Source organism: Bradyrhizobium sp. WSM1417, from assembly GCF_000515415.1.
Lineage (GTDB): Bacteria > Pseudomonadota > Alphaproteobacteria > Rhizobiales > Xanthobacteraceae > Bradyrhizobium.
On sequence record NZ_KI911783.1, the window covers coordinates 1,802,208 to 1,828,189 of the forward strand.

Genomic DNA, 25,982 nt, shown 5'->3' on the forward strand with positions numbered 1-25,982 from the left:
GCTAACCCTTCTCGGGCTGACGCGCGATGCGCTCCAGCAGGCGCCGGATCTCGCGGTTCTGCTCGCCCTGGCCGTCGGCCCATTCGCGGATCATCTGCTGCTCGGTCCGCATATGCGAGACCAGCGCCTGGATGGCTTCGGCGAGGCTCGCCATCGCCGCGGTGGTGCCGCGGCTGCCGCTGCCTTCCTCGAGCACCGTGCGCAAGCGCTCGACGACGGCCTGAAGCTCGCCGCTGGCAATGCCGCCGCCACCGCCGCTGGCGGCGACAGCCACTTCGCCACTGCCATATTCGCGCACGGTGGTGGCGAGCCAGTCTTCGAGATCGGTGTAGAAACGGTTCTGCGCCTGGCTCGATTGCAGGTCGAGAAAGCCCAGGATCAGCGAGCCGGCGAGGCCGAACAGCGAGCTCGAGAACGAGATGCCCATGCCGCCGAGCGGGGCGGCCAGCCCCTCCTTCAGCGTGTCGAACAGGGCGCCGGAATCACCCCCGACCTTGAGCCCGTCGATCACCTTGCCGACCGAGCCGACCGTCTCGATCAGGCCCCAGAAGGTGCCGAGCAGGCCGAGGAAGACCAGAAGCCCGGTCATGTAGCGGGAGATGTCGCGGGCCTCGTCGAGGCGGGTCGCGATCGAATCGAGCAGGTGCCGCATGGTGGTCTGGGTGATCGACATCCGCCCGGTGCGCTCGCCGCCGAGGATCATCGCCATCGGCGCCAGCAGCTTGGGGTGGCGGGCGGGCGCAAGGCCGGGATCGGCGATGCGGAAATTGTTGACCCAGGAGACTTCGGGGTAGAGCCGGATCACCTGGCGGAAGGCCAGGATGATGCCGATGAACAGCACGCCGCCGATCAGGGCATTGAGCCCGGGATTGGCGAAGAAGGCCTGGATGATCTGCTTGTAGAGCACCACCCCCACCAGGGCGCAGAGCACCAGGAAGACCAGCATCCGCACCAGGAAGACGCTGGGCGAGGAAAGCTTGGTGTATTCGATGTCGATGGAAGAGCGGGGCGAGGCGCCTGGCGGCATGGCCGGTATCATCCGTTAACTTGCTTGCGGGGCGCACTATGGCACAGCGCCGGCCCAAAAAAAGCGCCGGATGCGCCGATTTCGGGGAGAGCTGGGGAACCCAAAGCGGAAACCGGGCTTTGGTAAGGACGTACTTTCCAAATCGTCCGCATTCCACAGGTTCAAGTCGCACTTTCCCCCTGCCGCCCAAGATCTGGCGCCCAAAGACGGAGTCGTCGCATGAGCGTCGTGTCCGCGATCATCGGGACTGCCGAACGGGTGCCGCTGCCTGATGTCGTGATCCGCGCGGCGATCCAGCGTCTGTGCTCGCGTACGGTGACCCGCCTGTCCGCGCTGGGCGGGGCGGACGATGCCACTTTCGCCGGGCGGATGATGCTGCGGCCGATCGCCGAGGACGCGGATGCCGGCCATGACAAGGTGCCCGCTTCGTTCTTTGCGAAGGTGCTCGGTCCCAACCGCAAATACTCCTGCTGCTTCTACAAGACCGACGCGACCACCTTGCAGGAGGCCGAGGAGGAAGCGTTGCGCCAGACCGCCGAGCATGCCGCTCTCGCCGACGGCCAGACCATCCTCGAGCTCGGCTGCGGCTGGGGCTCGCTGTCGCTGTGGATGGCGCGGCAGTTTCCGCACGCCAAGGTGACGGCGGTGTCGAGCTCGCAGGCGCAGCGCGCCCATATCGAAGAAGAGGCGCGGCTGCGCGGTCTCCTCAACCTGCGCGTGGTCACGGCGGACATCAACGTGTTCGCGCCCGACGGGCAATTCGACCGCATCGTGTCGGTCGAGATGTTCGAGCACGTGATGAACTGGCACAAGCTGATGACGCGCCTACGGTCATGGCTCGCGCCGGAGGGGCGCTTCTTCATGCACATCGTCGCCCATCGCTCCGGCTCTCACCTGTTCGACCGGGCCGATCGCGACGACTGGATCGCGCAGCGCGTCTCAACGGGCGGGCTGATGCCGAGCCATCACCTCGTCAGGCAATTCGACGATATCTTCACGGTCGAGAAGGAATGGTGCTGGAGCGGCACGCATTATCAGCGCACCGCCAACGACTGGCTCGCCAATTTCGACACGCATCGCTGTTTCATCGAAGCGGCCTTGCGCAACATCCATGGCGAGGAGACCGGCCTGCGGATGCGACGCTGGCGCTGGTTCTTTCTCGCGACCTCGGGCCTGTTCGGCTACGCCGACGGAACCGAGTGGGGCGTCAGCCACTACCGGATGAAGGCGGCGGGGTAATTGCGATGTTCCGTCGCAGCACGCGGCGGTGGAACCAGACTCACAATCGGGTGAGGCGCAAAAAGCACCCTGAACTCAGTACCATAGACCGTGTGACATTGAGCCGCCCGCAGCGCGCGTTGCGTCGCAGCAACTCCCGTCTATTTTGACCGCGTCGGCCGCGCGGAAATCGCCCAGAACGGGCGCCGCGGCGTGATTGGTTTCAACAATATCGGGGCACCCCACATCATGTCAGGACTTCGCGCGCGATCGGCATGCGTTGCAATGATGCTCGCGGCCTTTACGCCGCTGTTGGCAGGCTGCGACGAATCCAGCTCCGCCATTTCAGCCGCCCAGCCCAACGACCCCGACGTCAGCATCGTCATCGTCAAGCCGCAGCCGCGCGCCGTGGTGCGCGAGCTGCCGGGCCGCATTGCGCCGACGCGGGTCTCCGACGTGCGGCCGCGCGTCTCCGGCATCGTGGTCGAGCGCCTGTTCCGACAGGGCAGCGAGGTGAAGGCCGGCGATCCGCTGTACCGTATCGATCCGCGGCCGTTCGAGGTCGAGGTGATGGCCAACGAGGCCGCGGTCGCCAAGGCCGAGGCCGCGCTGATGCAGTCCCAGCAGCAGGCCCGCCGCATCGCCACGCTCACGGCCCAGCGCGCCGCACCCGAAGCCGAGAACGAGAAGGCGATCGCGGCCGAGCGCCAGGCCCATGCCGAGGTCGAGGGCCGCAAGGCCGACCTCGCGCGCGCCAAGCTCAATCTCGATTACGCCACCGTGCGGGCGCCGATCGACGGCGTCGTCGGCGCCGCGCTGGTCAGCGAGGGGGCGCTCGCGGTCCAGAATGAGACCAATCTGGCCACCATTCAGCAGCTCGACCCGATCTATGCGGACTTCACCCAGTCGGTGAACGAGCTCAACCAGCTCCGCCGCGCCTTCGAGAGCGGCGACCTCGAGCGCATCGCGCCCGATGCCGCCAAGGTGCATCTCGTGCTCGACGACAACACCCTCTACTCGCTCGACGGCAAGTTGCTGTTTTCGGATGCCAAGGTCGACGCCAATACCGGTCAGGTGACCTTGCGCGGTGAGTTCCGCAATCCCAAGCGCGAGTTGCTGCCGGGCATGTATGTCCGCGTCCGCATCGACCAGGGCCTCGACAGCGACGCGATCGCGGTGCCCCAGCAGGCGATCCAGCGCAATGGCGGCGGCGGCAGCGAGGTGTTCGTCGTCAAGGACGACAATCGCATCTCGGTGCAGCCGGTGCGCACCGGTTCGGTCCAGGACGGAATCTGGTTCGTCACCGACGGCCTGAAGGCCGGCGACAAGGTCGTGGTCGAAGGCTTCCAGAAGTTCGCCGCCGGCGACAAGGTCAAGCCGCAATCCTGGTCGGAAGCGGATGCGACCGCCGATAACCGGCACGCCCAGAAGCTGATGCGGTAACGTTCGGGCGTCGCGACTGTCTTGATCCCTCATCCTGAGGAGCCCGCAAAGCGGGCGTCTCGAAGGATGGCCGCGGGCGAGAGCCGGGCCTCTATGGTTCGAGACGGCGCTTCGCGCCTCCTCACCATGAGGGACTAGTGAAACAACGAGGTTAAAGCGGTAATGGCGAGCTTCTTCATCGACAGGCCGATCTTCGCCTGGGTTGTCGCGCTGTTCATCTGTCTGGTCGGCGCAATTTCGATTCCGCTGTTGCCGATCGCGCAATATCCGATCATCGCGCCGCCGTCGATCTCGATCTCGACCAGCTATCCCGGCGCCTCGCCGGAAAACCTCTACAACAGCGTCACGCGGCTGATCGAGGAGGAGCTCAACGGCGCCTCCGGCATCCTCAATTTCGAATCGACCAGCGACTCGCTCGGCCAGGTCGAGATCATCGCCAATTTCGTGCCGGGCACCGACACCAGCGCCGCCTCGGTCGAGGTGCAGAACCGCATCAAGCGCGTCGAGGCGCGGCTGCCGCGCGCCGTGATCCAGCAGGGCATCCTGATCGAGGAAGCCTCCAGCGCGGTGCTCCAGATCATCACGCTGAACTCGACCGACGGCAGCCTCGACGAGGTCGGGCTCGGCGACTTCATGATCCGTAACGTGCTCGGCGAAATCCGCCGCATCCCCGGCGTCGGCCGCGCCACGCTGTATTCGACCGAGCGCAGCTTGCGCGTCTGGGTCGATCCGGCCAAGCTGGTCGGCTATGGCCTGACCGCCGACGACGTCAACAAGGCCATTGCCGCGCAGAACGCGCAGGTCGCCTCGGGCAGCATCGGCGCCGAGCCGTCGACCTCGACCCAGCGCACCTCCGCGCTGGTGCTGGTCAAGGGCCAGCTCTCGTCCCCAGATGAATTCGGCACCATCATCCTGCGCGCCAATGCCGACGGCTCGACCGTGCGGCTGCGCGACGTTGCGCGCATCGAGGTCGGCGGCCTCAGCTACCAGTTCAACACCCGTCTCGACGGCAAGCCGACCGCCGGTCTTTCCGTGCTGATGTCGCCGACCGGCAACGCGCTGGCGACCGCGAGCGCCGTCGAAGAGAAGATGAAGGAGCTGTCCCGCTTCTTCCCGGCCAATATCGGCTACGAAATTCCCTACAACATCACGCCCGTGGTCGAGGCCTCGATCAAGAAGGTGCTGTCGACGCTGGTCGAAGCCATCGTGCTGGTGTTCGTGGTGATGTTCCTGTTCCTGCAGAACATCCGCTACACCATCATTCCAACCATCGTGGTGCCGGTGGCGCTGCTGGGCGCCTGTACCACGCTGCTGCTCGCCGGCTACTCCATCAACATGCTCTCGATGTTCGGCATGGTGCTCGCGGTCGGCATCCTCGTCGACGATGCCATCGTCGTGGTCGAGAATGTCGAGCGCATCATGGCGGAGGAGGGGCTGCCGCCGAAGGAAGCCACGCGGAAAGCGATGTCGCAGATCACCGGCGCCATCATCGGGATCACGCTGGTGCTGATGGCCGTGTTCGTGCCGATGGCGTTCTTCCCGGGCTCGGTCGGCATCATCTATCGCCAGTTCTCCGTGACCATGGTCGCCGCGATCGGCTTCTCCGCCTTCCTCGCACTGTCGCTGACGCCGGCGCTGTGTGCGACCTTGCTCAAGCCCGTCGCTGCCGGTCATGGCCATGCCAAGAAGGGCGTGTTCGGCTGGTTCAACCGCATGCTCGACGGCAGCAAGGAGGGTTATTCCCGCACCGTCGGCTTCTCGCTGAAGCGCACCGGCCGCTTGATGCTGGTCTATGTCGCGCTGCTCGCCGGCCTGTCCTGGGCCTTCGTCAATCTGCCCGGCGGCTTCCTGCCCGTCGACGATCAGGGCTTCGTCACCACCGACGTGCAGACGCCGTCGGATTCGTCCTATGGCCGGACCGAGGCGGTGATCGAGAAAGTGGAAAAATATTTGGCGCAGCGCCCGGGCGTCGACAACGTCACCTTCCTCACCGGCTTCAGCTTCTCCGGCCAGGGCATGAACACCGCGCAGGCCTTCATCACCCTGAAGGACTGGTCGGGGCGCGGGCCGAAGGATTCGGCAGCGGCGATCGTTACCGACATCAACCGCGATCTGTCGTCGTCGATCCGCGACGCAAAAATCTCCGCGCTGCAGCCGCCGCCGATCGACAATCTCGGCAACTCCTCGGGCTTCTCGTTCCGCCTCCAGGATCGCGGCCAGAAGGGTTATCCGGCCTTGATGCGCGCCGCCGATCAGTTGATCGCGGAGGCCAATGCGAGCGCGGTGCTTCAGAAGGTCTATGTCGAAGGCCTGCCTGAGGCCGGCGTGGTCAATCTCGTGATCGACCGCGAAAAGGCCGGCGCTTTCGGAGTCACCTTCGAGGACATCAACAACACGATCTCGACCAATCTCGGCTCGAACTACATCAACGACTTCCCGAACCGCGGCCGCATGCAGCGCGTCGTGGTGCAGGCCGATGCCCGCGACCGCATGCGGACCGAGGACATCCTCAACTACAACGTCAAGAACAGCCGCGGCCAGCTGGTGCCGTTCTCGTCCTTCGCGACCGTGGAATGGGCGCGCGGACCGACGCAGATTACCGGCTTCAACTATTATCCGGCGGTGCGCATCTCGGGCGAGGCGAAACCCGGCTTCACCTCGGGCGATGCCATCGCCGAGATGGAGCGGCTTGCCGGCAAGCTGCCGCGCGGCTTCGGCTATGAATGGACCGGGCAGTCGCTCCAGGAGAAGCTGTCGGGCTCGCAGGCACCGTTCCTGCTCGGGCTCTCGGTGTTCGTGGTGTTCCTGTGCCTGGCCGCGCTGTACGAGAGCTGGACCATTCCGCTCGCGGTGCTGCTCACCGTGCCGCTCGGCATCGTCGGCGCGGTGGTCGCAGCGATGCTGCGCGGCCTGCCCAACGACGTCTATTTCACCGTCGGCCTCATCACCATCATCGGCCTCGCGGCCAAGGACGCGATTTTGATCATCGAGTTCGCCAAGGATCTGCGGAAAGAAGGCAAGCCGCTGGTGGACGCCACCATCGAGGCCTGCCGCCTGCGCTTCCGCCCGATCCTGATGACCGGCCTCGCCTTCATCTGCGGCGTGCTGCCGATGGCCATTGCACACGGCGCCGGCGGCGCCAGCCAGCAGGCGCTCGGCAGCATCGTGATGGGCGGCATGATCGCGGTGGTGATTTTGGCGCTGCTGATGGTGCCGGTGTTCTTCGTCTCGGTGCAGCGCGTGCTGGGCGGGGATCGGGAGAAGGTGGCGGAGGGGCCAGAGATGTATGGGCCGCCCGCGCCGGTAAGAGCCGGCCACTGAACCTATGGTTTGCAGATGGGGTGGCATCGGCAGTGGGCTCCCTCTCCCGCTTGCGGGGGAGGGCTGGGGTGGGGGTGTCTCCGCGTCGGGATTGTTGAGCATTGCGGAGGTTGTCCCTTTGTGGTGAGAGCCCTCACCCGCCGCGCGCGGGACGATGCTGCGCATCGCCCGGGGCGCGTCGGCCTCTCCCGCAAGCGGGAGAGGCGGAGCAAGCCGCGCGCGGTCTTCGTGCAATTCATATGCGATTGCCCTGACCGAACGCCCGATCGATCGGCTTGATTTCCCGGCGGCCTCAATCCAGACTGCATCCCTGGATTGAAACAACGTATTCGCACCCCGCCCGCGAATGCCAGGCACCCGCCGATTGAGAGCATGTGATGCGTCCGTCCGACATTGCGATCTCGAATTATCGCTCCATTCGGCGGCTCTCCATACCCATCCATCCCTTGTCCGTGTTCGTTGGCGAGAATGGAGTCGGCAAATCCAATCTCTACAAGTCCTTGTCGCTGTTGCGCGACGCGGCGACCGGTCAGATCACCCGCACGATCGCCGATGAAGGCGGGTTGAATTCGGTCTGCTGGTCCGGCATTCGCAAGCGAGGCGAAGATGGCCGGCTGCGGCTGTCGGCCACATTCGACAGCATGAGCTATTCCATCGAGCTCGGGTTTCCCAGCCCGCTTCAGGCCGCGTTTTCCGGCGAGCCGATGATCAAGACCGAAATTATCGAGGCGACGCACGGCAAACGAACGGTCAAGCTGATGGAGCGCATCAATTCGCTCATCAGCGTCCGCGGCGAGAGCGGCGCCTGGAACGCGCACAAGGACGCGGTGCTGCCGTCAGAGACCGCGCTTGCGGCTTTTTCCGATGGCAAGCAATGCCCGGAAATCGACCTGATCAGAAATGCAATGCTGGGCTGGCGATTCTATCATGACTTTCGCACCGATCCGGCGTCGCCGATCCGAAAGCCTTGTCTCGCGATCGCAACGCCCTCGCTCAGCGCCGATGGAATCGATTTGGCTGCCACCCTGGCGACGCTCTATGTCATTCGGGAAGACGCCAACGATTTGCAGGACGCGATCCAGGATGCATTCCCAGGTGCCGAACTCCGCGCATGGGAAGAAAATGGCAGGTGCGAATTCGCTCTGCAATTGCCGGATATGCCGCGGCCGTTCAGGGCGCACGAACTATCCGACGGGACGCTGAAATACATCTGCCTGCTCGCGGTGTTCATGGGCTACCGGCTGCCGCCGTTCATTGCGCTGAACGAACCCGAGACCAGCCTGCATCCGTCGCTGCTGGCGCCGCTGGCCCGGCTCATCGCCAAGGCATCGCGCCGCGCCGACATCTGGATCGTCACCCATTCGGAACAGCTGATGGACGCACTGCGAAGCGAGAGCTCGATCCCGCTCCGCCGGGTCATCAAGTCGAAAGGCGCCACGGCCATCGAAGGCCTGACCATCGGCGGTGAATATCGCGAGGAGGACGACGAGGACGAGGACGACGATTCCTGAACGTCGTAGATCGAGCCGTCGTGCTACTGCGGCCTACTTCCTTAGAATCTTCACCAATTCCCCGTGCACGAACTCATTCCCGCACACCACATTCCCGGTCACCAGGGCATCGCCCGGCGTGTCGATGTCGGTGATCGTGCCGCCGGCCTCGCGCAGCATGATCATGCCCGCCGCGATGTCCCAGGATTGCAAATTGCGCTCCCAGTAGCCGTCGAGGCGGCCGGCGGCGACGAAGGCGAGGTCGAGCGAGGCGGCGCCGAAGCGGCGCAGGCCGGCGACGCGTTCCTGCATCGCGGTCATCTCGCGGCGGAATTCCTCGTGGTCGCCGCGGCCGATATGCGGCAGGCCGCAGGCCACCACGCATTCGTTGAGCTGGCGGCGGCCGGCCACGCGCAGGCGCTGGTCGTTGAGGAAGGCGCCCTTGCCGCGCTCGGCGATGTAGAGCTCGTCATTGGCGGGGTTGTAGATCACGCCGGCGATGATCGTGCCCTCGCGCGACAGCCCGATCGAGATCGCAAATTGCGGGATGCCGTGCAGGAAGTTGGTGGTGCCGTCGAGCGGATCGACGATCCAGGTGTGGCTCTTGTCGGAGCCCTCGCGCGTGCCGCCTTCCTCGCCGATGAAGCCGTAGCCGGGCCGCGCCTTGGCGAGGTCCTGGTAGAGGATCTCCTCGGCGCGCTTGTCGGCCAGCGAGACGAAATTCGCCGGCCCCTTCAGCGAGACCTGGAGATGCTCGATCTCGCCGAGATCGCGCTTGAGGCTGCGGCCGGCGCGGCGCGCGGCCTTGACCATGACATTGATAGTTGCGGAATACAGCATGAGCTTCCGGTCTTGATCGGGGGAAATGGCGTGAAATCGCGCCTGTTTGAGGGATGGGGTGCCCTGCGGGCGCCTCAACGTCAAGTCATTTGGCCCCGAGCCATTTCCTGGCAGCGGCCTCGGCCTTGGCCCGGTCCTCGGCCGGCAAATCCGACAATTGCTTGTCCAGCTCCGGATCGCCCTTGCCGGCGGTCTTGGCCACCAGATGCCATTTGAAGCCCTCGACCTTGTCCACGGCCGTGCCCATGCCGTTGATCAGCACCCAGGCCAGCCGGTTCTGCGCGATCGCGCTGCCTTGGCGGGACGCCTTGCGGAGCAGGGCTACGGCCGCCGGCTGGTTCTTCGGCGTGCCGGTGCCGTTGAACAGCGCGATGGCGTATTCGACCTCGGCATCGACATTGTCGGTCAGCGTGGCGACCTGGAGCAGACGCACCGCTCGTTCCAGGTCCTTCGGCACGCCGGTGCCTTCCTTGTAGAAGGTCGCGAGCGCGTATTGCGCCTCGGGCAGGCCGGCATCAGCCGCCTGACGCAGCAGCTCGGCGGAGCGCTTGACGTCCTGCGGCAGGGTCTGGCCGTCGAGATAGAGCAGCGCGAGGTTATAGGCCGCCTTGGGCTCGCCGAGCTTGGCGGCGGACGCCATCAGCTTGACCGCCTCGTTCTTGTCGACCGGGCCGCCGCGGCCGGACATCCTGAGCATGGCGAGCGCGAACATCGCCTCGCGGTCGCCGGCGTCGGAGGCGCGCTTGTACCATTGCTGCGCCTTGGCGTAGTCGCGCCGAATGCCCATGGCGTTGGAATAGAGCTCACCCAGCATGGTCATCGCCTTGGCGTCGCCGGTCTCGGCACGGGCCGTGGCGAGTTCGAAGGCGGTCTTGTACTGGCCGCGCTGATAGGCGCCGTACACCAGATCGACGTTGGGATTGTCGGCCGGAGGCGCCGGAATCACGGTCGCGGCCGGAGCAGGCTTTGGGGAAGCTGAGGGCTTGGGCGACGCTGAGGGTTTGGGTGCCGGCGCCGCTTCCTTCTTCTTGGTGATGGTGTGCGGCGTGGCCTTCGGCTTGTCCTTGGTTTTCTCGGCCGGCGCGCTCGGCGTTGCCACCGGCGGCGTGATCTGGAGCTGCGCGGCCGCGGGCACTGTGAGCAGCAGCGTGGCCAGGATGGTGATGCGCGGGAGCTTCATGACGGGCGCTAGCCGTGCTCCTGTTCTGCAAGCGCAGTCGCATGAGCCTTCTTGATCGCAGCGTCGGCCTCGATCAGCGCCGCCTTGGGTCCGCGCGGATCGGTCCAGATGAAGTCGCCGACCAGCACGAAATCGGCGCCGCTGGCGGCGAATTCGTGGGCCTCCTCCAGCGAGATGGCAAAGCCGACGCAGGGCGGCTCGAACAGCTCGGCCCACCAGTCCAGCCGCTCGGCAATCGCTTGCGACGACGGCCGCTGGCCCTTTGCGTCGGGCTCGCCGAACAGAACGTAATCCGCGCCGATCTCGCCCGCATCCATGGAATGGTGCCGCGTCGTCAGCCCGCCGACTCCGGCGATGCGATCGGGCTTCAGCGATGGCAGCGCCTCTTTCAGCGCGGCGATGCCGGGCAGGTGCGCACCGTCGGCGCCGCCGCGCGCGACGAGCTCAGGATGGCCGTCGACGAGCAGGGCTGCCCCCGCTTTCTGAACCGGCGGCGCGAAGGCCTTGATCCGCGAGATCATGGTGCGCTGATCGGTCACCTTCAGCCGCAACAGCACCGCCGCGACGTCGGCGGCGTCGAGCAGGCCGGGCAGCTCGGCCAGAAGCGAAGCGGGATCGTCGACGACGGGCGTCGCGAGATAAAGGCGCGGCGGAGGAGATTTGTTCGACAAGATCTAGGCCGCTTTCTTTTCCAGGCTGCTTTGCCATTCGCCTTTGGAGGCGAGGCCATTCATGCGCGCGCGGTGACTGAATGCGCTTTGTCCGGCCGCGACGTTCTCGGCCTTGCCGGACCAGGCCTTCTGCGGCGCGGCCTGGAGGGCGCGGCCGTAGGAGAAGGTCAGGCCCCAGGGCAGCGGGCCGAGCTTGTGCATGGCGTTGAGGTGCGCCGTTGCCTCTTCGTCCGACTGGCCGCCGGAGAGGAAGGCGATGCCGGGCACCGCGGCGGGCACGCACGCCCTGAGTAGCCGGATCGTCTTCTCCGCGACCTCCTCGAGCGAAGCCTGCTTCGGGCATTTCTTGCCGGAGATGGCCATGTTCGGCTTCAGCACCATGCCCTCGAGCGCGACGCGCTGCACACGTAATTCCTGGAACGTCTTGTTGAGCACACGGCTCGTCACCTCATAGCAGCGATCGATATCGTGATCGCCGTCCATCAGCACTTCGGGCTCGACGATCGGCACGATCTGCGCGGCCTGGCACAGCGCCGCATAACGCGCCAGCGCGTGGGCGTTGACGCTGATCGCGGTCATCGAGGGGATGCCCCGGCCGTCAGTGCCACTGCCGATGTCGATCACCGCGCGCCATTTGGCGAAGCGTGCGCCGCGCTCGTAATATTTCTTCAAGCGTTCGGCGAGCTTGTCGAGCCCGACGGTGACGAGCTCTCCCGGGCACATCGGCAGGGGTTGCGTGCCTTCGTCGACCTTGATGCCGGGAATGGCGCCGCTCTGTTCGATCAGCTTGACCAGCGGCGTGCCGTCCTTCGCGTTCTGCCAGATCGTCTCGTCATAGAGGATGACGCCGGAGATGTACCGGCTCATGGCTTCGTTCGAGCGGAACAGCATCTCGCGATAGTCGCGGCGGTTCTCCTCGGTCGATTCCACGCCGATCGCGTCGAAACGCTTCTTGATGGTGCCGGAGGATTCGTCGGCGGCAAGGATGCCCTTGCCGGGCGCGACCATGGCGGTCGCGATCCTGTTGAGCTCAGTCAGATTCATCGAGATGTCCTCCCAAAACGATTCTGCCCTTGCCGGTGAAAATAGACCGTTCTCGGGCAAATGCCGAGTTAACGTTCGTCGCAGGGGCGCCGCTGTCATTCCGGGATGCGCCGAAAGGCGCAGGCCCGGAATCCATAACCCCAGGCTGTGGTTATGGATTCCGGGCTCACGCTCCGCGTGCCCCGGAATGACGGAAGGATGTGGTTGAGGGCCTTACGCCACCTTCGGGGCGAGCTCGCCCTTGGCGTAGCGCTTGGCCATCTCGGCCGTCGTCAGCACCTTCTTGATCTTGGAGGCTTGGCCTGCGGTATTGAATTCCTGGAGCCGCTGCTTGCACAGCTTGGTCATCGCTTCCATTGCGGGCTTCAGGTACTTGCGCGGATCGAACTCTTCCGGATTGTCCTTGAGCACTTTCCGGATCTGGCCGGTCATCGCCATGCGGTTGTCGGTGTCGATGTTGATCTTGCGCACGCCGTTCTTGATGCCGCGCTGGATCTCGGCCACCGGCACGCCCCAGGTCGGCTTCATCTTGCCGCCATAGGCGTTGATGATGTCCTGGAGGTCCTGCGGCACCGACGAGGAGCCGTGCATGACGAGATGCATGTTCGGCAGCTTGCGGTGGATCTCCTCGATCACGTTCATGGCGAGGATGTCACCATCGGGCTTGCGGGTGAATTTGTAGGCGCCGTGGGACGTCCCCATCGCGATCGCGAGCGCGTCGACCTGGGTCTCCTGGACGAACTTCACGGCTTCATCCGGATTGGTCAGGAGCTGGTCGTGGTTGAGCTTGCCCTCGGCGCCGTGGCCGTCTTCCTTGTCGCCCATGCCGGTCTCGAGCGAGCCGAGCACGCCGAGCTCGCCCTCGACCGAGATGCCGCCGAGATGGGCCATCTCGGTCACGGTCTTGGTGACGCCGACATTGTAGCCCCAGTCGCCGGGGGTCTTGCCGTCGGCCTTGAGCGAGCCGTCCATCATGACGGAGGTGAAGCCGGCCTGGATCGCGGTCATGCAGGTTGCCGGCTCGTTGCCGTGGTCGAGATGCACGCAGACCGGAATGTGCGGGTAGATCTCGGTCACCGCGTCCATCATGTGCTTGAGCATGACGTCGTTGGCGTAGGAGCGCGCACCGCGCGAGGCCTGGATGATGACGGGCGCGTCGACCTGGTTGGCCGCGTCCATGATCGCCAGTGCCTGCTCCATGTTGTTGATGTTGAAGGCCGGGACGCCGTAATCGTTCTCCGCCGCATGGTCGAGCAATTGACGCAACGTGATCCGAGCCATCTGTGTTTTTCTCCCGTTTGGGCCTGCAAGGCCACTGCTGAAGGCGGCTGACGACTTGCCGACCGATTACTTGGTGCGCAGAACTTCGACGCCGGGCAGGGGCTTGCCTTCCATCCATTCAAGAAATGCGCCACCGGCGGTCGAGACATAGGTGAACTGAGCGGCCACATGGGCCTGGTTGAGGGCCGCCACGGTGTCGCCGCCGCCCGCGATCGAGACCAGCTTCTTGGCCTTGGTGCGCTCGGCGGCATGCTTGGCGGCGGACATCGTGCCGCGGTCGAACGGCTGCATCTCGAAGGCACCGAGCGGTCCGTTCCAGACCAGCGTCGCCGCATCGTCGATCGCGGCATGAACACGCGCGATCGACTGCGGACCGACGTCGAGGATCATGCCGTCGGCCGGGATCGCGTCGAGGCCATAGGCATGCGACGGCGCGTTGGCCGCGAAATGATAGGCGACGGTGGCATCGACCGGCAGGATGATGGCGCAGTTGGCGGCTTCCGCCTTTTCCATGATGCGCAGCGCGGTCGCGGCGAGATCCTTCTCGGCCAGCGACTTGCCGATGCCGACGCCCTGGGCGTGCAGGAAGGTGTTGGCCATGCCGCCGCCGATCACCAGCGCGTCGACCTTGGTCACGAGGTTTTCGAGCAGGTCGATCTTGGTCGAGACCTTGGCGCCGCCGATGATCGCGATGACGGGCTTGGTCGGTGAGCCCAGCGCCTTCTCCAGCGCGACCAGCTCGGCCTGCATGGTGCGGCCGGCATAGGCGGGTAGTTTGTGGCCGAGGCCTTCGGTCGAAGCGTGGGCGCGGTGCGCGGCCGAGAACGCGTCGTTGACCCAGATGTCGCCTAGTTTTGCGAGCTCCGCGACAAAGGCCGGATCGTTCTTCTCTTCCTCTTTGTGGAAGCGGGTGTTTTCCAGACAGAGGATGTCGCCGTCGTTCAGCGCCGCCACGGCCTTGGCCGCAGGCTCGCCGATGCAGTCGTCGGCAAACGCAACGGGCTTCTTCACGACCTTGGCGAGCGCCTCGGCCACGGGCTTGAGCGAGTCCTTGCCATCGCGCCCTTTCGGCCGGCCGAAATGCGCGAGCAGGATGACCTTGCCGCCCTTGTCCGAGATTTCGGTGATGGTCGGCGCGACGCGCTCGAGCCGGGTCGCGTCGCTGACGCGGCCGTTCTCCATGGGCACGTTGAGATCGACGCGCAGCAGCACGCGCTTGCCCTTCACGTCGACGTCGTCGAGGGTGCGGAATTTGTTGGTCATCTCTGGGCTCTCTTGTCCCGGGCCTCTAGGAGGTCGTTCCGGGGCGCGCGCAGCGCGAACCCGGAATCCCGTCATTCCGGGTCTGGTCCTTCGGACCATCTCGGAATGACGAAAGCGCTGCGGAGTTAGATCACCTTCGCCATCGCGACGGCGGTGTCCGCCATGCGATTGGAGAAGCCCCACTCGTTGTCGTACCAGGACATCACGCGCACCAGCGTGCCGTTCTGCACCTTGGTCTGGTCCATGTGGAACGTCGAGGAGTGCGGGTCGTGGTTGAAGTCGATCGAGACGTTCGGCGCGGTGGTGTAGCCGAGGATGCCCTTGAGCTGCTGCTCGGAGGCACGCTTCATCGCCTCGTTGATTTCCTTCGGATCGGTGGCGCGCTTGGCGACGATCTTGAGGTCGACGACCGAGACGTTCGGGGTCGGAACGCGGATCGCGACGCCGTCGAGCTTGCCCTTCAGTTCCGGCAGCACGAGGCCGATCGCCTTGGCGGCGCCGGTCGAGGTCGGGATCATCGACATCGCAGCCGCGCGGCCGCGGTAGAGATCCTTGTGCATGGTGTCGAGCGTCGGCTGGTCGCCGGTATAGGCGTGGATCGTGGTCATGAAGCCGGTCTCGATGCCGACGAGGTCGTTCAGCACCTTGGCGATCGGCGCGAGACAGTTGGTGGTGCAGGAGCCGTTGGAGACGACCAGATGTTCCCGGGTCAGCGTGTCGTGGTTGACGCCGTAGACGATGGTGGCGTCGGCGCCGTCGGCGGGCGCAGAAACGAGAACGCGCTTGGCGCCGGCGGTCAGATGCGCGGAGGCCTTGTCCTTCGAGGTGAAGATGCCGGTGCATTCCATCGCGATGTCGATGCCGAGATCCTTCCAGGGCAGCTTCGAGGGATCGCGCTCGGCGGTCACCTTGATCTTGTTGCCGCCGAGGCTGATCGTGTCGCCATCGACGGTCACGGTGCCGGGGAAGCGGCCATGGACGCTGTCGAAGCGAAGCAGATGCGCGTTGGTCTCGACCGGGCCGAGGTCGTTGATGCCGACGACCTCGATGTCCTTGCGGCCGGACTCAGCGATGGCCCGCAGGATGTTGCGGCCGATGCGGCCAAAACCGTTGATTCCGACGCGGACTGCCATGTTTCGTCTCCTTCAATGACCGTTGTCATCCCGCACAACGCGCTAACGCGCCTGCGAGGGTTTTTTTAGGGCGGACGCCCGGTTCGGCCGGGCGGGGCTTGATCATATGAGAGTTAGGTAGTCCTTTTTTTCGGCAATCTCAACTCTCAGGAAACGCGTTTCAGAACGGCGTTAACCGCGGCCTCGGCGGTAATGCCAAAGTGCTGGAATACCTTGTTGAGAGGGGCGCTGGCGCCGAAGGAGTGCATGCCGATAAACTCGCCATCCTGGCCGATCACGGCGTCCCAGCCCCAGCGCACGGCGGCCTCGATCGCGACCTTGACCGGGGCCTTGCCGATGATCTCGTCGCGGCGCTCCTTTGGTTGCGCTAACAGGAGCTCGAGCGAGGGAACCGAAACCACCCGGGTCGGAATGCCGCGCTCGGCGAGCTGCTTCTGGGCGGCCACGGCCATCTCCACTTCGGAGCCCGAGGCGAACAGCGTTGCCTTGGCTTCGCCCTCGGCGGCCACCAGCTCGTAGGCACCGAACCGGCACGGGCTCTCGTTCGGTGCGGTGGTGCGCAGCTGCGGCAGGTTCTGCCGGGTCAGCGCCAGCACTGTCGGACCGTCGATGCGGTTGAGCGCGAGCTCCCAGCACTCGGCAACCTCGATGGAATCGCACGGGCGGAACACGCGCATGTTGGGAATGGCGCGAAGTGCGGCGAGATGCTCGACCGGCTGGTGGGTCGGGCCGTCTTCGCCGAGACCGATGGAATCATGGGTCATGACATAAACGACCCCGGTCCCCATCAACGCGGCGAGCCGCATCGCGGGTCGCGCATAATCCGTGAACACCAGGAAGGTCGCACCGTTCGGCGCGAAACCGCCGTGCAGGAAGATGCCGTTCATCGCCGCGCACATGCCGTGCTCGCGGATGCCGTAATGGATGAAGCGGCCCTTCGGCGTCTTGGCCGAGAACGCGGTTGCCGACTTCGCCTTGTTGTTGTTGGAGCCGGTGAGATCGGCCGAGCCCGCCAGAAACTCCATCGGCATCGCGCCGGCAATCACTTCGATCACGGCTTCGGAGGATTTGCGGGTCGCCGCATTCATCGGCTTTTCCAGCAGCTCCTTCTTGTAGCCCTTGAACGCCTTTGCCAGCGCGGCTGGGCGCTCGTGGCGCAGGCGACGCTCGAACTCGGCGCGCTTGCGGCTGCCGAGTTCACCGAGCCTTGCTTCCCATTCCTGGCGTGCAGCCGCGCCACGGCTGCCAGCCGCGCGCCAGGCTTTCAGCACGTCGTCGGGCACCGAGAACGGCTCCAGCGAAATGCCGAGATTTTCCTTGGCAGCCTTGAGTTCGTCGGCACCGAGCGCTTCGCCGTGGACCTTGTTGGTGCCGGCTTTGTGCGGCGCGCCGAAGCCGATGGTGGTGCGGCACGCAATCAGCGTGGGCTTGTTTGATTTCTGCGCGCGCGTGATCGCGGCCGATATCGCGGCCTGGTCGTGGCCGTCGATCTTCTCGGCTGCCCAACCCGCCGACTTGAACCGCTTCACCTGATCGACGGAGTCGGAGATCGAGGTCGGACCGTCGATCGAGATGCCGTTGTCGTCGTAGAGCACGATCAGCTTGTTGAGCTTCCAGTGCCCGGCCATCGCGATCGCTTCCTGCGATACGCCTTCCATCAAATCGCCGTCGGAAGCGATCACATAGGTATGGTGATCGACGATCTTTTTGCCGAACTCGGCGGCGAGCATCTTCTCGGCGAGCGCCATGCCGACGGCGGTGGAAATGCCCTGGCCGAGCGGACCCGTGGTGGTCTCGATGCCCTTGGTGTGGCCGTGCTCGGGATGTCCCGGGGTCAGCGACCCCAACTGGCGAAAGTCCTTGAGCTGGTCGATCGTCATCTCGGGGCTGCCGATCAGATACAGCAGCGAATAGATCAGCATCGAGCCGTGCCCGGCCGAGAGCACGAAGCGGTCCCGGTCCGGCCAGTCCAGCGCGGTGACGTCGAATTTCAGGAATTGCGTGAACAGCACGGTCGCCATGTCGGCGGCGCCCATCGGCAGGCCGGGATGACCCGATTTCGCTTTCTCGACGCCGTCCATGGCAAGGCCGCGGATCGCATTGGCCATACGGTTGTGATCGACCTGCGTCATGTCTGAAAATCCGTCTGAAATGAGGCGCTTGTGGCTGGATTTGGCCGCGCCGGAAGGAGCCTTTCGGCCGCTGGGGTCGCGGCTGGGATAGCATCTCGGTTCCGGCAGGCCAAGGCAATCAAACGCCGGTTTGGCCGTAAAAGTTGCTTACGGCATGATCCGGAAAAGTGGAGGCCGGTTTTCCGGCCAGATCATGCCCGGCAGGAACTGATAGATCGGGATGAAGTCCATCCGATCTATCGGTGCATAGTTTCGTGGCGGCGTTGCGCTCCGCTAGCTTGCCACGTAAATTTCTGCTTCTAACCGCTTGCCGAACCGAGTCTTTTGCCGGACGGCAAGCTCCAAGGTAAATGCCCAAAGGAAAAGCCCAAGGGCAAGGCCACAGGTTCCGCCGCTGACTGCATGAACGATCGCGTATCCAACAGCTCTGCCATGACCGAGTCCTCGGCCGTCGAGATCGAGATCGCAACCCGCAGGCTCATGGCGGCGCTCGACTCGCTCGAAAGCGCCGTGGAGCGGCGGCGCGATGCCGATCGCGACGAGAACGAGCTCGCGGCGCGGATTCAGGCGCTGGGCGCGGACCGCTCGCGGCTTGCCGACGAGCTCGACGGTGCGCTGGTGAAGGCGCGCAAGCTCGAGCGCTCCAGCCGCGAGATCTCCGATCGGCTGGATTCCGCGATCGTCACGATTCGCTCGGTGCTCGATACCGGAGAGGATGGATGAGCCACATCAACGTCACCATCAACGGCCGGCAATACCGCATGGCCTGCGAGGAAGGCCAGGAGGTGCGGCTGCTCAAGCTCGCCGAAAGCCTGGAGACGCGGATTCAGTCGCTGCGCGGAAAGTTCGGCGAGATCGGTGATGCCAGGCTCACCGTGATGGCGGCGCTGACCGTCTGCGACGAATTGGTCGATGCCGGCAATCGCATCCGGACCATGGAGCAGGAGCTGACGGAATTGCGGGATTTCCGCAACGCCGCCGTCGAGCGCGCCCGGCTGACCCAGACCGCGGTCGTGAACGCACTGAACTCTGCGGCCGAGCGCATCGAGAAGTCGACCCAGGTCCTGAACCGCACCGTCGGCAACGGGATCGCCATCGGCTAGGGCTGCGGCCACCCGCCTGGTGCGCTCCCTCCCCCGCTTGCGGGGGAGGGTTGGGGAGAGGGTGTCTCCAAAGAGAGATTCTCAACGAGGAGAGAGCCCTCACCCGCCGCGCGCGGGACGATGCTCCGCATCGCCCGGCGCGCGTCGACCTCTCCCGCAAGCGGGAGAGGTGCAGCAACTGCAAGCGGGGCTGGCGATTCGTCAGCATCGTTGTTACATTGCCCGAGCGGGGCTGCGACGCGCGTCAGGAGCCATTATCCCCGGGGCCTTATCGATCCTTTAGGGAACTGTCCCTGGCCGGGCCCGTGGGCTCGGACATATGGTGCCCACCTACTTTCGTAGGGAACTCCGGGATCGAGTGCTTCAACGGCGTTCGCGGCTTCGCACTTTTGTTTGCTTGGCAATGCGTTCTTGTCGAATGGTCCACGACAAACCGGCAGTGTCATGCCCCGGCTTGACCGAGGCATCCAGTACGCCGCGGCGTCGATGTTTGATGACTGGCGTCTCTGGAATACTGGATCGCCCGCCTCCGCGGGTGATGACGGCGGAGCAAGGCTCAGCCTTCGGAGCAAGCGCGCATGACCAACACCAAAGCCGAACTCCGCGCCAAAGCCCTCGCGGCGCGCGATGCGCTGAGCGACAAGAAACGCACCGCCGCCGCCGCCAAGCTCGCCAAGCGCGGGCTGCCGTTCCAGCTTCTACCCGGCAGCATCGTGTCAGGCTATTCGCCGATCCGCAGCGAGATCGATCCGATGCCGCTGCTGAAGGAGCTGGCCGAGCAGGGCGCCAGGCTGGCGCTGCCTTGCGTCACCGCGCGCGGCCAGTCGCTGATCTTCCGCATCTTCCATCCGAACGATCGCCTGATGCTCGGCCCGCTCGGCATTCCCGAGCCGTCGCCTGGGGCCGCTGAAGTCATTCCCGACATCATGCTGACGCCGCTCGCTGCCTTCGATCGTCTCGGCCATCGCATCGGCTATGGCGCGGGGCATTACGACCACACCTTCGCGCATCTGCGAAAAGCCAAGAATATCGTCGGCATCGGGCTCGCTTTTGCAGCGCAGGAGATCAAGGCGGTTCCGGCACTAGCCCACGACGTGGCGCTGGATTATGTGCTAACGGAATCCGACGTATTCGATTTCCGGAGTTCTGAAGTTGCGCATTCTGTTCGTGGGTGATGTCGTCGGCCGTGCCGGGCGCAATGCCATCGCCGAATATCTGCCCGGCATGGTCAAGGACTGGTCGCTCGATTTCGTCGTCGTCAACGGCGAGAATTCCGCCGGCGGCTTCGGCATCACGGAAGCGATCTATCAGGAGTTTCTCGACGCCGGCGCCGACGCGGTGACGCTCGGCAATCACTCCTGGGACCAGCGCGAAGCTCTCGTGTTCATCGAGCGCGCGGAGCGCCTGGTGCGTCCCGCGAACTATCCGCGCGGCACGCCCGGCCGCGGCGCCGCGTTGGTCGAGACCAAGAACGGCAAGCACGCGCTCGTCGTCAACGCTTTGGGCCGCGTCTTCATGACCCCGTTCGACGATCCCTTCGCAGCCCTTGAGCGCGAGCTCGGCGCCTGTCCGCTCGGCGTTGCCGCGGACGCCATCGTCGTCGATTTCCATTGCGAGGCGAGCAGCGAGAAGCAGGGCATCGGCTTCTTCTGCGACGGCCGCGCCAGCCTCGTCGTCGGCACCCACACCCATGTGCCGACGGCCGACCACCAGATCCTGTCGGGCGGCACCGCCTACATGACCGATGCCGGCATGACCGGCGACTACGATTCCATCATCGGCATGCAGAAGGAGGAGCCGCTGCGCAGGTTCACCTCCGGGATACCCTCGGGCCGCTTCGAGCCGGCCGCAGGCGCGGCGACGCTCAGCGGCGTGGCCGTGGAGACGGATGATGCGACGGGCTTGGCACTGCGTATCGCGCCAGTGCGCGCAGGCGGCAGGCTGGAGCCGACGACGCCGAAGTTCTGGTTGAGCTGAAGCGCAGCGCCGGATCCCGCTGCACCTTCTCCCCTTGCGGGAAAAGGTGGCGCGAAGCGCCGGATGAGCGGTTGCTTCCGCGAATTCAAATGCGAGTTGGACGCGCGGAGAGAACCCCTCACCCGGCTTCGCTTCGCGAAGCCACCCTCTCCCGCAAGGGGAGAGGGTGCAGCGTCAGTCGGCGCGAGACCTACTCCGCCGTCTGCTCCCCAACTCCGCAACGTCCTTCGCCGTCAGCTTTGAACCCTTCGCGCCGAACCGCGCTGTCACGTAGTTCGCCACCGCTGCGATCTCGTCGTCGCTATACGCATTGCCGAACGCCGGCATCGAGAGCGCGTCGCGTCAGGCCATGACGTTCACGAATTTGTGCGACGAGCACTTCTGAAGCGATCAATTGCAGCGGCCCATTTTTGTGCCCTCTCCCCTTGTGGGAGAGGGCAGCGACGGTGGTAGACGCAGGCTCACTCGGGTGAGGGGTCTGTCTCCGCGTACGGGCGCGCCGTTTTGGATCAACCGACAACGGGAAGCCTGATCGTGAACGAGGCACCGCCGTGCTCCCGATTGCTCGCTGATATGAACCCGTTGTGCGCTTCGATAATGGTGCGCGCAATGGACAAGCCCATGCCCATGCCTTCCGCCTTGCTGGTGTAAAACGGCTCGAAAACCTGTTTCAATTTGTCCTCTGGAATGCCGGGTCCGCGATCTGACACGGATAGCTCGGCAAACTGATCGGCGCGCGCAGTCCGGATGCTGATAGAGCGGCTTTCGTCAGACGTGTCCTTCATAGCCTCGACCCCGTTCAGCACAAGGTTCAAAATGACTTGTTGAAGCTGAATGCGGTCGCCGAGGATCGCTAGCGCGTCGGACGTGATCACGTTGACCATTTCGAATTTTCGGCTGACGGTTAGCGCGGAAAGAAATCTGACCGTCTCTTGCGCAACCTCATTGAGGTCCAATTGCTTCAATTCGAACGGCGCCTTTTTTAGGAGGCTGCGCATCCTGCGAATGACCTCGGTGGCACGCCGGTCATCCTTTAAAATATCGTTCACAATTTCCCTGAGTTCAACGACATCGGAAAGTGCGGCGATATCGGGACGCTGCGATTGCAGGATCGCGGCTGCGGTTTCGGCGTTCGTCAGAATAGACCCAAGCGGCTGGTTGATCTCGTGAGCAATCGAGGCGGTCAGTTCGCCAGCGGTCGCGAAGCGATTGACGTGGGCCAGTTCAGTCATGCGCTGCCGCGACTGCACTTCGGCGAATTGACGTCGGCGATGCTCAAATAGCAAAAGCGCGATCAGTCCTGCTTGCGCGAGGACAAGCGCGATAGTGAACGTGATTTGCCACCAATATCGCTCCCACAAATTGGGCTCGCGGAAGTAAACCGTGCTGTCAGGCGGCAGTCTGTTTTGGGGAATTCCCCAGCGCTGCAGTTGTCGCCAGTCAAACATAGGCGCGGCCAGCTGGACAAAGGTCGGCTTGATGTCGGCAACATTTTCGCCATTAAGGATGCGAAGCGCGACTTCCGCCGCCTGCTTGCTTTGTCTGGCGACAACCTGCATTGGTCCACCGACGATGCCCTCTCCAAAAAAACTTTCGTCGTGAAAAAAGATGGGTGCATTGGCTACACTGTAAAATCGGGCAAACGCAGTGTTGCCCTCATGCGCCACTCCCGCCGCATCGACATTCAAGCCAATCCAGAAAATAGCACTGTGCGGCGGAAGGTTGCCCGCATCCTTGAGCATGTCTTCGAACGAGAGCTCGTTGTACCATCGAAAATGGACACGATCCGCGAACCGCGCGGTGGACTTGGCGACCTCGTTACGCCACCAGGTTTCGCTCGGCGAAGCACCGACTACGATGGCAATCGTCGTTGTTTGAGGTAGGACCTGCAGGATATTTTCAAAGAAAACAGCGTCGTCGTTCGTGATTGCCACGACGGCGTCGTACTTGGTCAATTTATCGAAGTCGACGCGGCGTCGCTCTACCAGAGTGTACAGCATCGGCGTGGTTGGAAAGAGGTCTTTGCGATGAGCCTGCACGAAATTGGCAGCAGGCGCACCGATCGCGACGATCAGGTCGGGCGGCTGGTCTAGATTGAGGGAACGAAGATACTCGACAAAGGGGGCGTCTGACTTGTCGCTGCTTCGCCGGGCATTCAGCAGCGATTGGTCTTGAAATTCAATGGATGCCCGTCGGCTCAGCTCGGCGCGAAGGGCTTCCGAATAATCGGTCCAAGGTCTGAACCTGAGACCGAATGAATGCAGCATCAGTACTCGTTTTGCCTCTGGATCAGCTGCCGGACTTTGGCCTGTCGTCGCTATCAACAATGCGATGGTCAACGCAGCGGTGAGGCTCCGCACGCGACAGGTTCGCCATGAGCGAGACAGCCAGAAAAGCATCGCACTCCGAGCCCCGATCCAAGTGGAGTACCGTATCCGCTCGATTAGATTATCAACAAGCGGAGACAAGGGGAACTGCGGGGCAATTCTGATGATGAGTTCTGAGGTCGCCACATTGGGAGCGACCTACCTTCAGCCGCCATAGCTCGGACATACGATGGGCAACGGTGCTGCCCCCGGCTTGCGCTTGGGGCGGCCATAGCAGTACCAGCTAACGCAATTCTGCACCCGGCCGCTGGCCATGTCGCACTTGTTGCACCTATCGACGCAATCGTCGTAGGTCACCCCCGGTCGGATTTGCTCCATCAGCGTTGGCTCTTTGGTCTTTTGCGCCAAGGCTGGGCCGGTCACTAAGACGAGAAGCAGCAATCCAATTGCGCAACGCATTGCCTGTGTCTTCCCCTGTGTCCGCGGAGCATCCTCCGCGCGCGGCCTGCTTCCTTGATGTGGATCAAGCCGGACCGAACGAGGGGCAGCCTCTTTGTCGTTTCCGTCCGCAAATGCTTCCGCTCTTAGGGCCGAAAACGTCCATTCACGCGACGCGGTCGCGCGGTCCCTGCGATAGGCCGCGTCGCCCAGTTCCTGCAGACCGATGACGCAGGATCGCCATCATCGGACGGTCACCGTCAGCGCTTGCGCGCACAGAGGACAACCCGCGCTATCGCGCGTCGCCACGGATTAATAGGCGCAAATATAGTTCCCGTAAGCATCGTAGCAGCTGCGGCGGTACGCAGCAGTGCCAAGGGCAGCCGCGCCTACCGCTGCCGCTCCCACACCGTAACCGCGATAGCCGTAGCCGCGATAGCCGCCCCGATAGCCGTAGCCACGGTAACCTGCGCCGCGCACTGCAACAGCGCCGCCGCCCCGCGGTCCTCGAACTGCGACCGCACCGCCGCGGTAACCGCCGCCACCCCGATAGGCACCCCCGCCGCGCCGAGCCTCGGCATCATCGGGGATCAAGCAGGCGGTGAGCAAAACGAAAGCGGCAAGAGAAGCGAGAATATAGCGGAGCATGACGGAACCCTTCCATGAATTCACTAGGCCCCGCTCGCGAGATTGCGGCTCACTCCGCGCGTGAGCTTGATGTAGATCAATCGAACCCGCGCACTGCGACGCCTACGCTATGCTCGGCCGCATCTGAGGCGGCTTCCGTCACCGTTCGGTGACGCAAGTGCGAAGAGGGAGGTCCGCCATGCATCCGAGGAAGCTTCTTTCGATCAAGTCAGCGACGGTCGCGGGCATTGCCGCCAGCGGCCTGCTTGGACTTGCAGCCCTGTCGCTTAGTCCAACCCCGGCCAAGGCGGTGATCTACTGCCAGTACGTAGAATATCCGGCGGGCTGCGTTGCCCGGGCAGGCGTCGTGCTCAGGCCGCGCCCGGTGGCACGGGCTGCAGTTCGCCATAACGCCGGTGGCAATGCGAATGGTGGCGTCAATCGCGTTGGAGCCAGGCGATAAAGGCCGGTTTCGCAAGCCAGGAAGAAGCCGCCATCGTTTCATCCCGCTGGCGGCTTTTCTTTCTCTGGCGGGATAGGCGACCGGTACCGCCGGGGCAGCATTAGGGCATGAAACACACTTGGTACGTCACTTTTGAAGTGCCGCCGGACGGCACACTGTCAAGACGGCGACATCCTCGCCTAACCAACACGTTTGAAAGCGAAGCGGCAGCCAAGGATTTTGCGCGAACCAAATTCAACGACGGACTGATAGTCACTGCAGGGACTATCATCCCTCACTTTCCGAGAGTGTCGATCCCATCGACGGAAATCCCAAAATGGCTTGAAGCACCGACCCAACTTGATCCAGATCAATAACTCGGCCACCGACACTGGTGACATGCTCTGAGGGGGCAGCAACCGGGAGCCTGAACATGAATGAACGTTCGGAGCCGAAACAGGTCTGTCGTCGCAACGCGCTAACCTTCCTTGGATACGCAGGGGTGTTTGGGCTTTTGGCTTCGTCCGCAATTTTTGCGGCCTCAGAGGCTGTTGCTCAAACCACCGCGCCAGCCGCCGCGCCTACCACGCCGCCAGCGGACGCGCCGAAGTCAGGTACAGAACGCCGACAGGAGCGGCGCAGCGGGCGAACCGAGCGGCGACAGGAACGCCGCACCGGCCGCACAGAGCGGCGCCAAGCGCGGCGTACAGGACGCGACGAGCGACGGGACGCTCGCGGCGGCACCCCGGCCGCTGCGACGACCACAGAGCAAAAGAAGTAGTCCGTTCATCGGGCAAAGCACAGCGACCGGGCCGCCTCAACGGAGGCCCGGAAGGCCCTACAGCGCGCGGCCAGCGCCGGCTACAGAAAGCGGGCGGGGCTATCGAAATTGGCTTCTCTCGCGAGGGGAGAAGAGGGAGGGGATAGAAATTTCGGAATAATAGCACTCTACGCCTGTTTTGCCCGACGGCGCAACGGCCTCAACAGGCGCCTACTAGACCGACGGATTCATCAGGCGCTTAAGC

At 64.2% G+C, this 25,982-nt stretch carries 20 protein-coding genes, 1 other RNA gene and 1 pseudogene; 10 read left to right on the forward strand and 12 right to left on the reverse strand.

The annotated features are described in order from the left end of the window. Position 1: 1 nt before the first annotated feature. Positions 2-1,027: a flagellar motor protein MotA gene (locus BRA1417_RS0108675; protein WP_027515504.1), complete on the reverse strand. Its 1,026-nt coding sequence runs from the start codon at positions 1,025-1,027 to the stop codon at positions 2-4. Positions 1,028-1,246: 219 nt separating this feature from the next. Between BRA1417_RS0108675 and BRA1417_RS0108680 the strand changes: the two genes are divergently transcribed. The 4 genes from BRA1417_RS0108680 (at position 1,247) to BRA1417_RS0108695 (ending at position 8,520) form a co-directional block, all read left to right on the forward strand. Next, the gene (locus tag BRA1417_RS0108680) at positions 1,247-2,266 is read left to right on the forward strand and encodes a cyclopropane-fatty-acyl-phospholipid synthase family protein (RefSeq protein ID WP_027515505.1); all 1,020 of its coding nucleotides are present in this window, start codon (positions 1,247-1,249) and stop codon (positions 2,264-2,266) included. 228 nt (positions 2,267-2,494) lie between these two features. After that, positions 2,495-3,688 carry an efflux RND transporter periplasmic adaptor subunit gene (locus BRA1417_RS0108685; RefSeq protein ID WP_156948642.1) on the forward strand — a complete coding sequence of 398 codons (1,194 nt, stop codon included), beginning with the start codon at positions 2,495-2,497 and terminating at the stop codon, positions 3,686-3,688. A gap of 162 nt (positions 3,689-3,850) precedes the next feature. After that, positions 3,851-7,009 carry an efflux RND transporter permease subunit gene (locus BRA1417_RS0108690; protein WP_027515507.1) on the forward strand — a complete coding sequence of 1,053 codons (3,159 nt, stop codon included), beginning with the start codon at positions 3,851-3,853 and terminating at the stop codon, positions 7,007-7,009. 377 nt (positions 7,010-7,386) lie between these two features. Continuing rightward, the gene (locus tag BRA1417_RS0108695) at positions 7,387-8,520 is read left to right on the forward strand and encodes an AAA family ATPase (protein ID WP_027515508.1); all 1,134 of its coding nucleotides are present in this window, start codon (positions 7,387-7,389) and stop codon (positions 8,518-8,520) included. A 33-nt stretch (positions 8,521-8,553) separates the two neighbouring features. Here BRA1417_RS0108695 and BRA1417_RS0108700 read toward each other — a convergent pair whose 3' ends face one another. The 8 genes from BRA1417_RS0108700 to tkt all read right to left on the reverse strand — a co-directional run bounded on the left by BRA1417_RS0108700 (position 8,554) and on the right by tkt (position 18,043). Continuing rightward, a complete protein-coding gene (locus BRA1417_RS0108700; RefSeq protein ID WP_027515509.1) occupies positions 8,554-9,339 on the reverse strand; it encodes an inositol monophosphatase family protein in 786 nt (261 codons plus the stop codon). A gap of 85 nt (positions 9,340-9,424) precedes the next feature. After that, positions 9,425-10,519, reverse strand: a complete 1,095-nt coding sequence (locus BRA1417_RS0108705; protein ID WP_027515510.1) for a tetratricopeptide repeat protein — start codon at positions 10,517-10,519, stop codon at positions 9,425-9,427. A gap of 8 nt (positions 10,520-10,527) precedes the next feature. Then, on the reverse strand, positions 10,528-11,190 hold the full coding sequence (locus tag BRA1417_RS0108710) for a thiamine phosphate synthase (protein ID WP_027515511.1): 663 nt from the start codon (positions 11,188-11,190) through the stop codon (positions 10,528-10,530). Between the two features lie 3 nt (positions 11,191-11,193). Then, positions 11,194-12,234, reverse strand: coding sequence for a class I fructose-bisphosphate aldolase (locus BRA1417_RS0108715; protein ID WP_027515512.1), 1,041 nt, complete (start codon positions 12,232-12,234; stop codon positions 11,194-11,196). A gap of 213 nt (positions 12,235-12,447) precedes the next feature. After that, positions 12,448-13,515, reverse strand: a complete 1,068-nt coding sequence (gene fba / locus BRA1417_RS0108720; RefSeq protein WP_027515513.1) for a class II fructose-bisphosphate aldolase — start codon at positions 13,513-13,515, stop codon at positions 12,448-12,450. A gap of 66 nt (positions 13,516-13,581) precedes the next feature. Further along, positions 13,582-14,778: a phosphoglycerate kinase gene (gene pgk, locus BRA1417_RS0108725; protein ID WP_027515514.1), complete on the reverse strand. Its 1,197-nt coding sequence runs from the start codon at positions 14,776-14,778 to the stop codon at positions 13,582-13,584. A gap of 125 nt (positions 14,779-14,903) precedes the next feature. Beyond that, positions 14,904-15,911, reverse strand: coding sequence for a type I glyceraldehyde-3-phosphate dehydrogenase (gene gap, locus BRA1417_RS0108730; protein ID WP_027515515.1), 1,008 nt, complete (start codon positions 15,909-15,911; stop codon positions 14,904-14,906). Between the two features lie 146 nt (positions 15,912-16,057). Continuing rightward, on the reverse strand, positions 16,058-18,043 hold the full coding sequence (tkt, locus tag BRA1417_RS0108735; RefSeq protein WP_027515516.1) for a transketolase: 1,986 nt from the start codon (positions 18,041-18,043) through the stop codon (positions 16,058-16,060). Positions 18,044-18,445: 402 nt separating this feature from the next. Between tkt and BRA1417_RS0108745 the strand changes: the two genes are divergently transcribed. The 5 genes from BRA1417_RS0108745 (at position 18,446) to BRA1417_RS0108760 (ending at position 21,123) form a co-directional block, all read left to right on the forward strand. Next, positions 18,446-18,766, forward strand: coding sequence for a DUF4164 domain-containing protein (locus BRA1417_RS0108745; protein WP_026232773.1), 321 nt, complete (start codon positions 18,446-18,448; stop codon positions 18,764-18,766). Next, positions 18,763-19,146: a cell division protein ZapA gene (locus BRA1417_RS0108750; protein WP_007599950.1), complete on the forward strand. Its 384-nt coding sequence runs from the start codon at positions 18,763-18,765 to the stop codon at positions 19,144-19,146. The genes BRA1417_RS0108745 and BRA1417_RS0108750 overlap by 4 nt, the downstream gene beginning before the upstream one ends. A 226-nt stretch (positions 19,147-19,372) precedes the next feature. After that, a non-coding RNA gene (gene ssrS, locus BRA1417_RS42015) (6S RNA) lies at positions 19,373-19,532 on the forward strand. Between the two features lie 192 nt (positions 19,533-19,724). Continuing rightward, positions 19,725-20,321 carry a 5-formyltetrahydrofolate cyclo-ligase gene (locus BRA1417_RS0108755; RefSeq protein ID WP_027515517.1) on the forward strand — a complete coding sequence of 199 codons (597 nt, stop codon included), beginning with the start codon at positions 19,725-19,727 and terminating at the stop codon, positions 20,319-20,321. After that, the gene (locus BRA1417_RS0108760) at positions 20,299-21,123 is read left to right on the forward strand and encodes a TIGR00282 family metallophosphoesterase (RefSeq protein ID WP_027515518.1); all 825 of its coding nucleotides are present in this window, start codon (positions 20,299-20,301) and stop codon (positions 21,121-21,123) included. Before BRA1417_RS0108755 ends, BRA1417_RS0108760 begins: the two co-directional genes overlap by 23 nt. A gap of 190 nt (positions 21,124-21,313) precedes the next feature. On the opposite strand, the pseudogene BRA1417_RS46125 reads toward BRA1417_RS0108760, so the two are convergent. The 3 genes and pseudogenes from BRA1417_RS46125 to BRA1417_RS42205 all read right to left on the reverse strand — a co-directional run. Continuing rightward, a pseudogene (locus BRA1417_RS46125) lies at positions 21,314-21,459 on the reverse strand (cytochrome c); the annotation flags it as partial. 173 nt (positions 21,460-21,632) lie between these two features. Continuing rightward, positions 21,633-23,522, reverse strand: a complete 1,890-nt coding sequence (locus BRA1417_RS0108770) for an ATP-binding protein (RefSeq protein ID WP_027515519.1) — start codon at positions 23,520-23,522, stop codon at positions 21,633-21,635. A gap of 678 nt (positions 23,523-24,200) precedes the next feature. After that, the gene (locus tag BRA1417_RS42205; RefSeq protein ID WP_245286150.1) at positions 24,201-24,536 is read right to left on the reverse strand and encodes a hypothetical protein; all 336 of its coding nucleotides are present in this window, start codon (positions 24,534-24,536) and stop codon (positions 24,201-24,203) included. A 178-nt stretch (positions 24,537-24,714) separates the two neighbouring features. On the opposite strand from BRA1417_RS42205, the gene BRA1417_RS45305 reads away from it, so the two are divergent. Beyond that, positions 24,715-24,978, forward strand: a complete 264-nt coding sequence (locus BRA1417_RS45305) for a hypothetical protein (protein WP_084462134.1) — start codon at positions 24,715-24,717, stop codon at positions 24,976-24,978. The last annotated feature ends 1,004 nt before the right edge of the window (positions 24,979-25,982 follow it).

Coding starts and splice junctions, on each gene's coding strand:
- BRA1417_RS0108675 (WP_027515504.1), bottom strand. CDS start 1,027: ATGCCGCCAGGCGCCTCGCCCCGCTCTTCCATCGACATCGAATACACC.
- BRA1417_RS0108680 (WP_027515505.1), top strand. CDS start 1,247: ATGAGCGTCGTGTCCGCGATCATCGGGACTGCCGAACGGGTGCCGCTG.
- BRA1417_RS0108685 (WP_156948642.1), top strand. CDS start 2,495: ATGTCAGGACTTCGCGCGCGATCGGCATGCGTTGCAATGATGCTCGCG.
- BRA1417_RS0108690 (WP_027515507.1), top strand. CDS start 3,851: ATGGCGAGCTTCTTCATCGACAGGCCGATCTTCGCCTGGGTTGTCGCG.
- BRA1417_RS0108695 (WP_027515508.1), top strand. CDS start 7,387: ATGCGTCCGTCCGACATTGCGATCTCGAATTATCGCTCCATTCGGCGG.
- BRA1417_RS0108700 (WP_027515509.1), bottom strand. CDS start 9,339: ATGCTGTATTCCGCAACTATCAATGTCATGGTCAAGGCCGCGCGCCGC.
- BRA1417_RS0108705 (WP_027515510.1), bottom strand. CDS start 10,519: ATGAAGCTCCCGCGCATCACCATCCTGGCCACGCTGCTGCTCACAGTG.
- BRA1417_RS0108715 (WP_027515512.1), bottom strand. CDS start 12,234: ATGAATCTGACTGAGCTCAACAGGATCGCGACCGCCATGGTCGCGCCC.
- fba (WP_027515513.1), bottom strand. CDS start 13,515: ATGGCTCGGATCACGTTGCGTCAATTGCTCGACCATGCGGCGGAGAAC.
- pgk (WP_027515514.1), bottom strand. CDS start 14,778: ATGACCAACAAATTCCGCACCCTCGACGACGTCGACGTGAAGGGCAAG.
- gap (WP_027515515.1), bottom strand. CDS start 15,911: ATGGCAGTCCGCGTCGGAATCAACGGTTTTGGCCGCATCGGCCGCAAC.
- tkt (WP_027515516.1), bottom strand. CDS start 18,043: ATGACGCAGGTCGATCACAACCGTATGGCCAATGCGATCCGCGGCCTT.
- BRA1417_RS0108745 (WP_026232773.1), top strand. CDS start 18,446: ATGAACGATCGCGTATCCAACAGCTCTGCCATGACCGAGTCCTCGGCC.
- BRA1417_RS0108750 (WP_007599950.1), top strand. CDS start 18,763: ATGAGCCACATCAACGTCACCATCAACGGCCGGCAATACCGCATGGCC.
- BRA1417_RS0108755 (WP_027515517.1), top strand. CDS start 19,725: ATGACCAACACCAAAGCCGAACTCCGCGCCAAAGCCCTCGCGGCGCGC.
- BRA1417_RS0108770 (WP_027515519.1), bottom strand. CDS start 23,522: ATGCTTTTCTGGCTGTCTCGCTCATGGCGAACCTGTCGCGTGCGGAGC.
- BRA1417_RS42205 (WP_245286150.1), bottom strand. CDS start 24,536: ATGCTCCGCTATATTCTCGCTTCTCTTGCCGCTTTCGTTTTGCTCACC.
- BRA1417_RS45305 (WP_084462134.1), top strand. CDS start 24,715: ATGCATCCGAGGAAGCTTCTTTCGATCAAGTCAGCGACGGTCGCGGGC.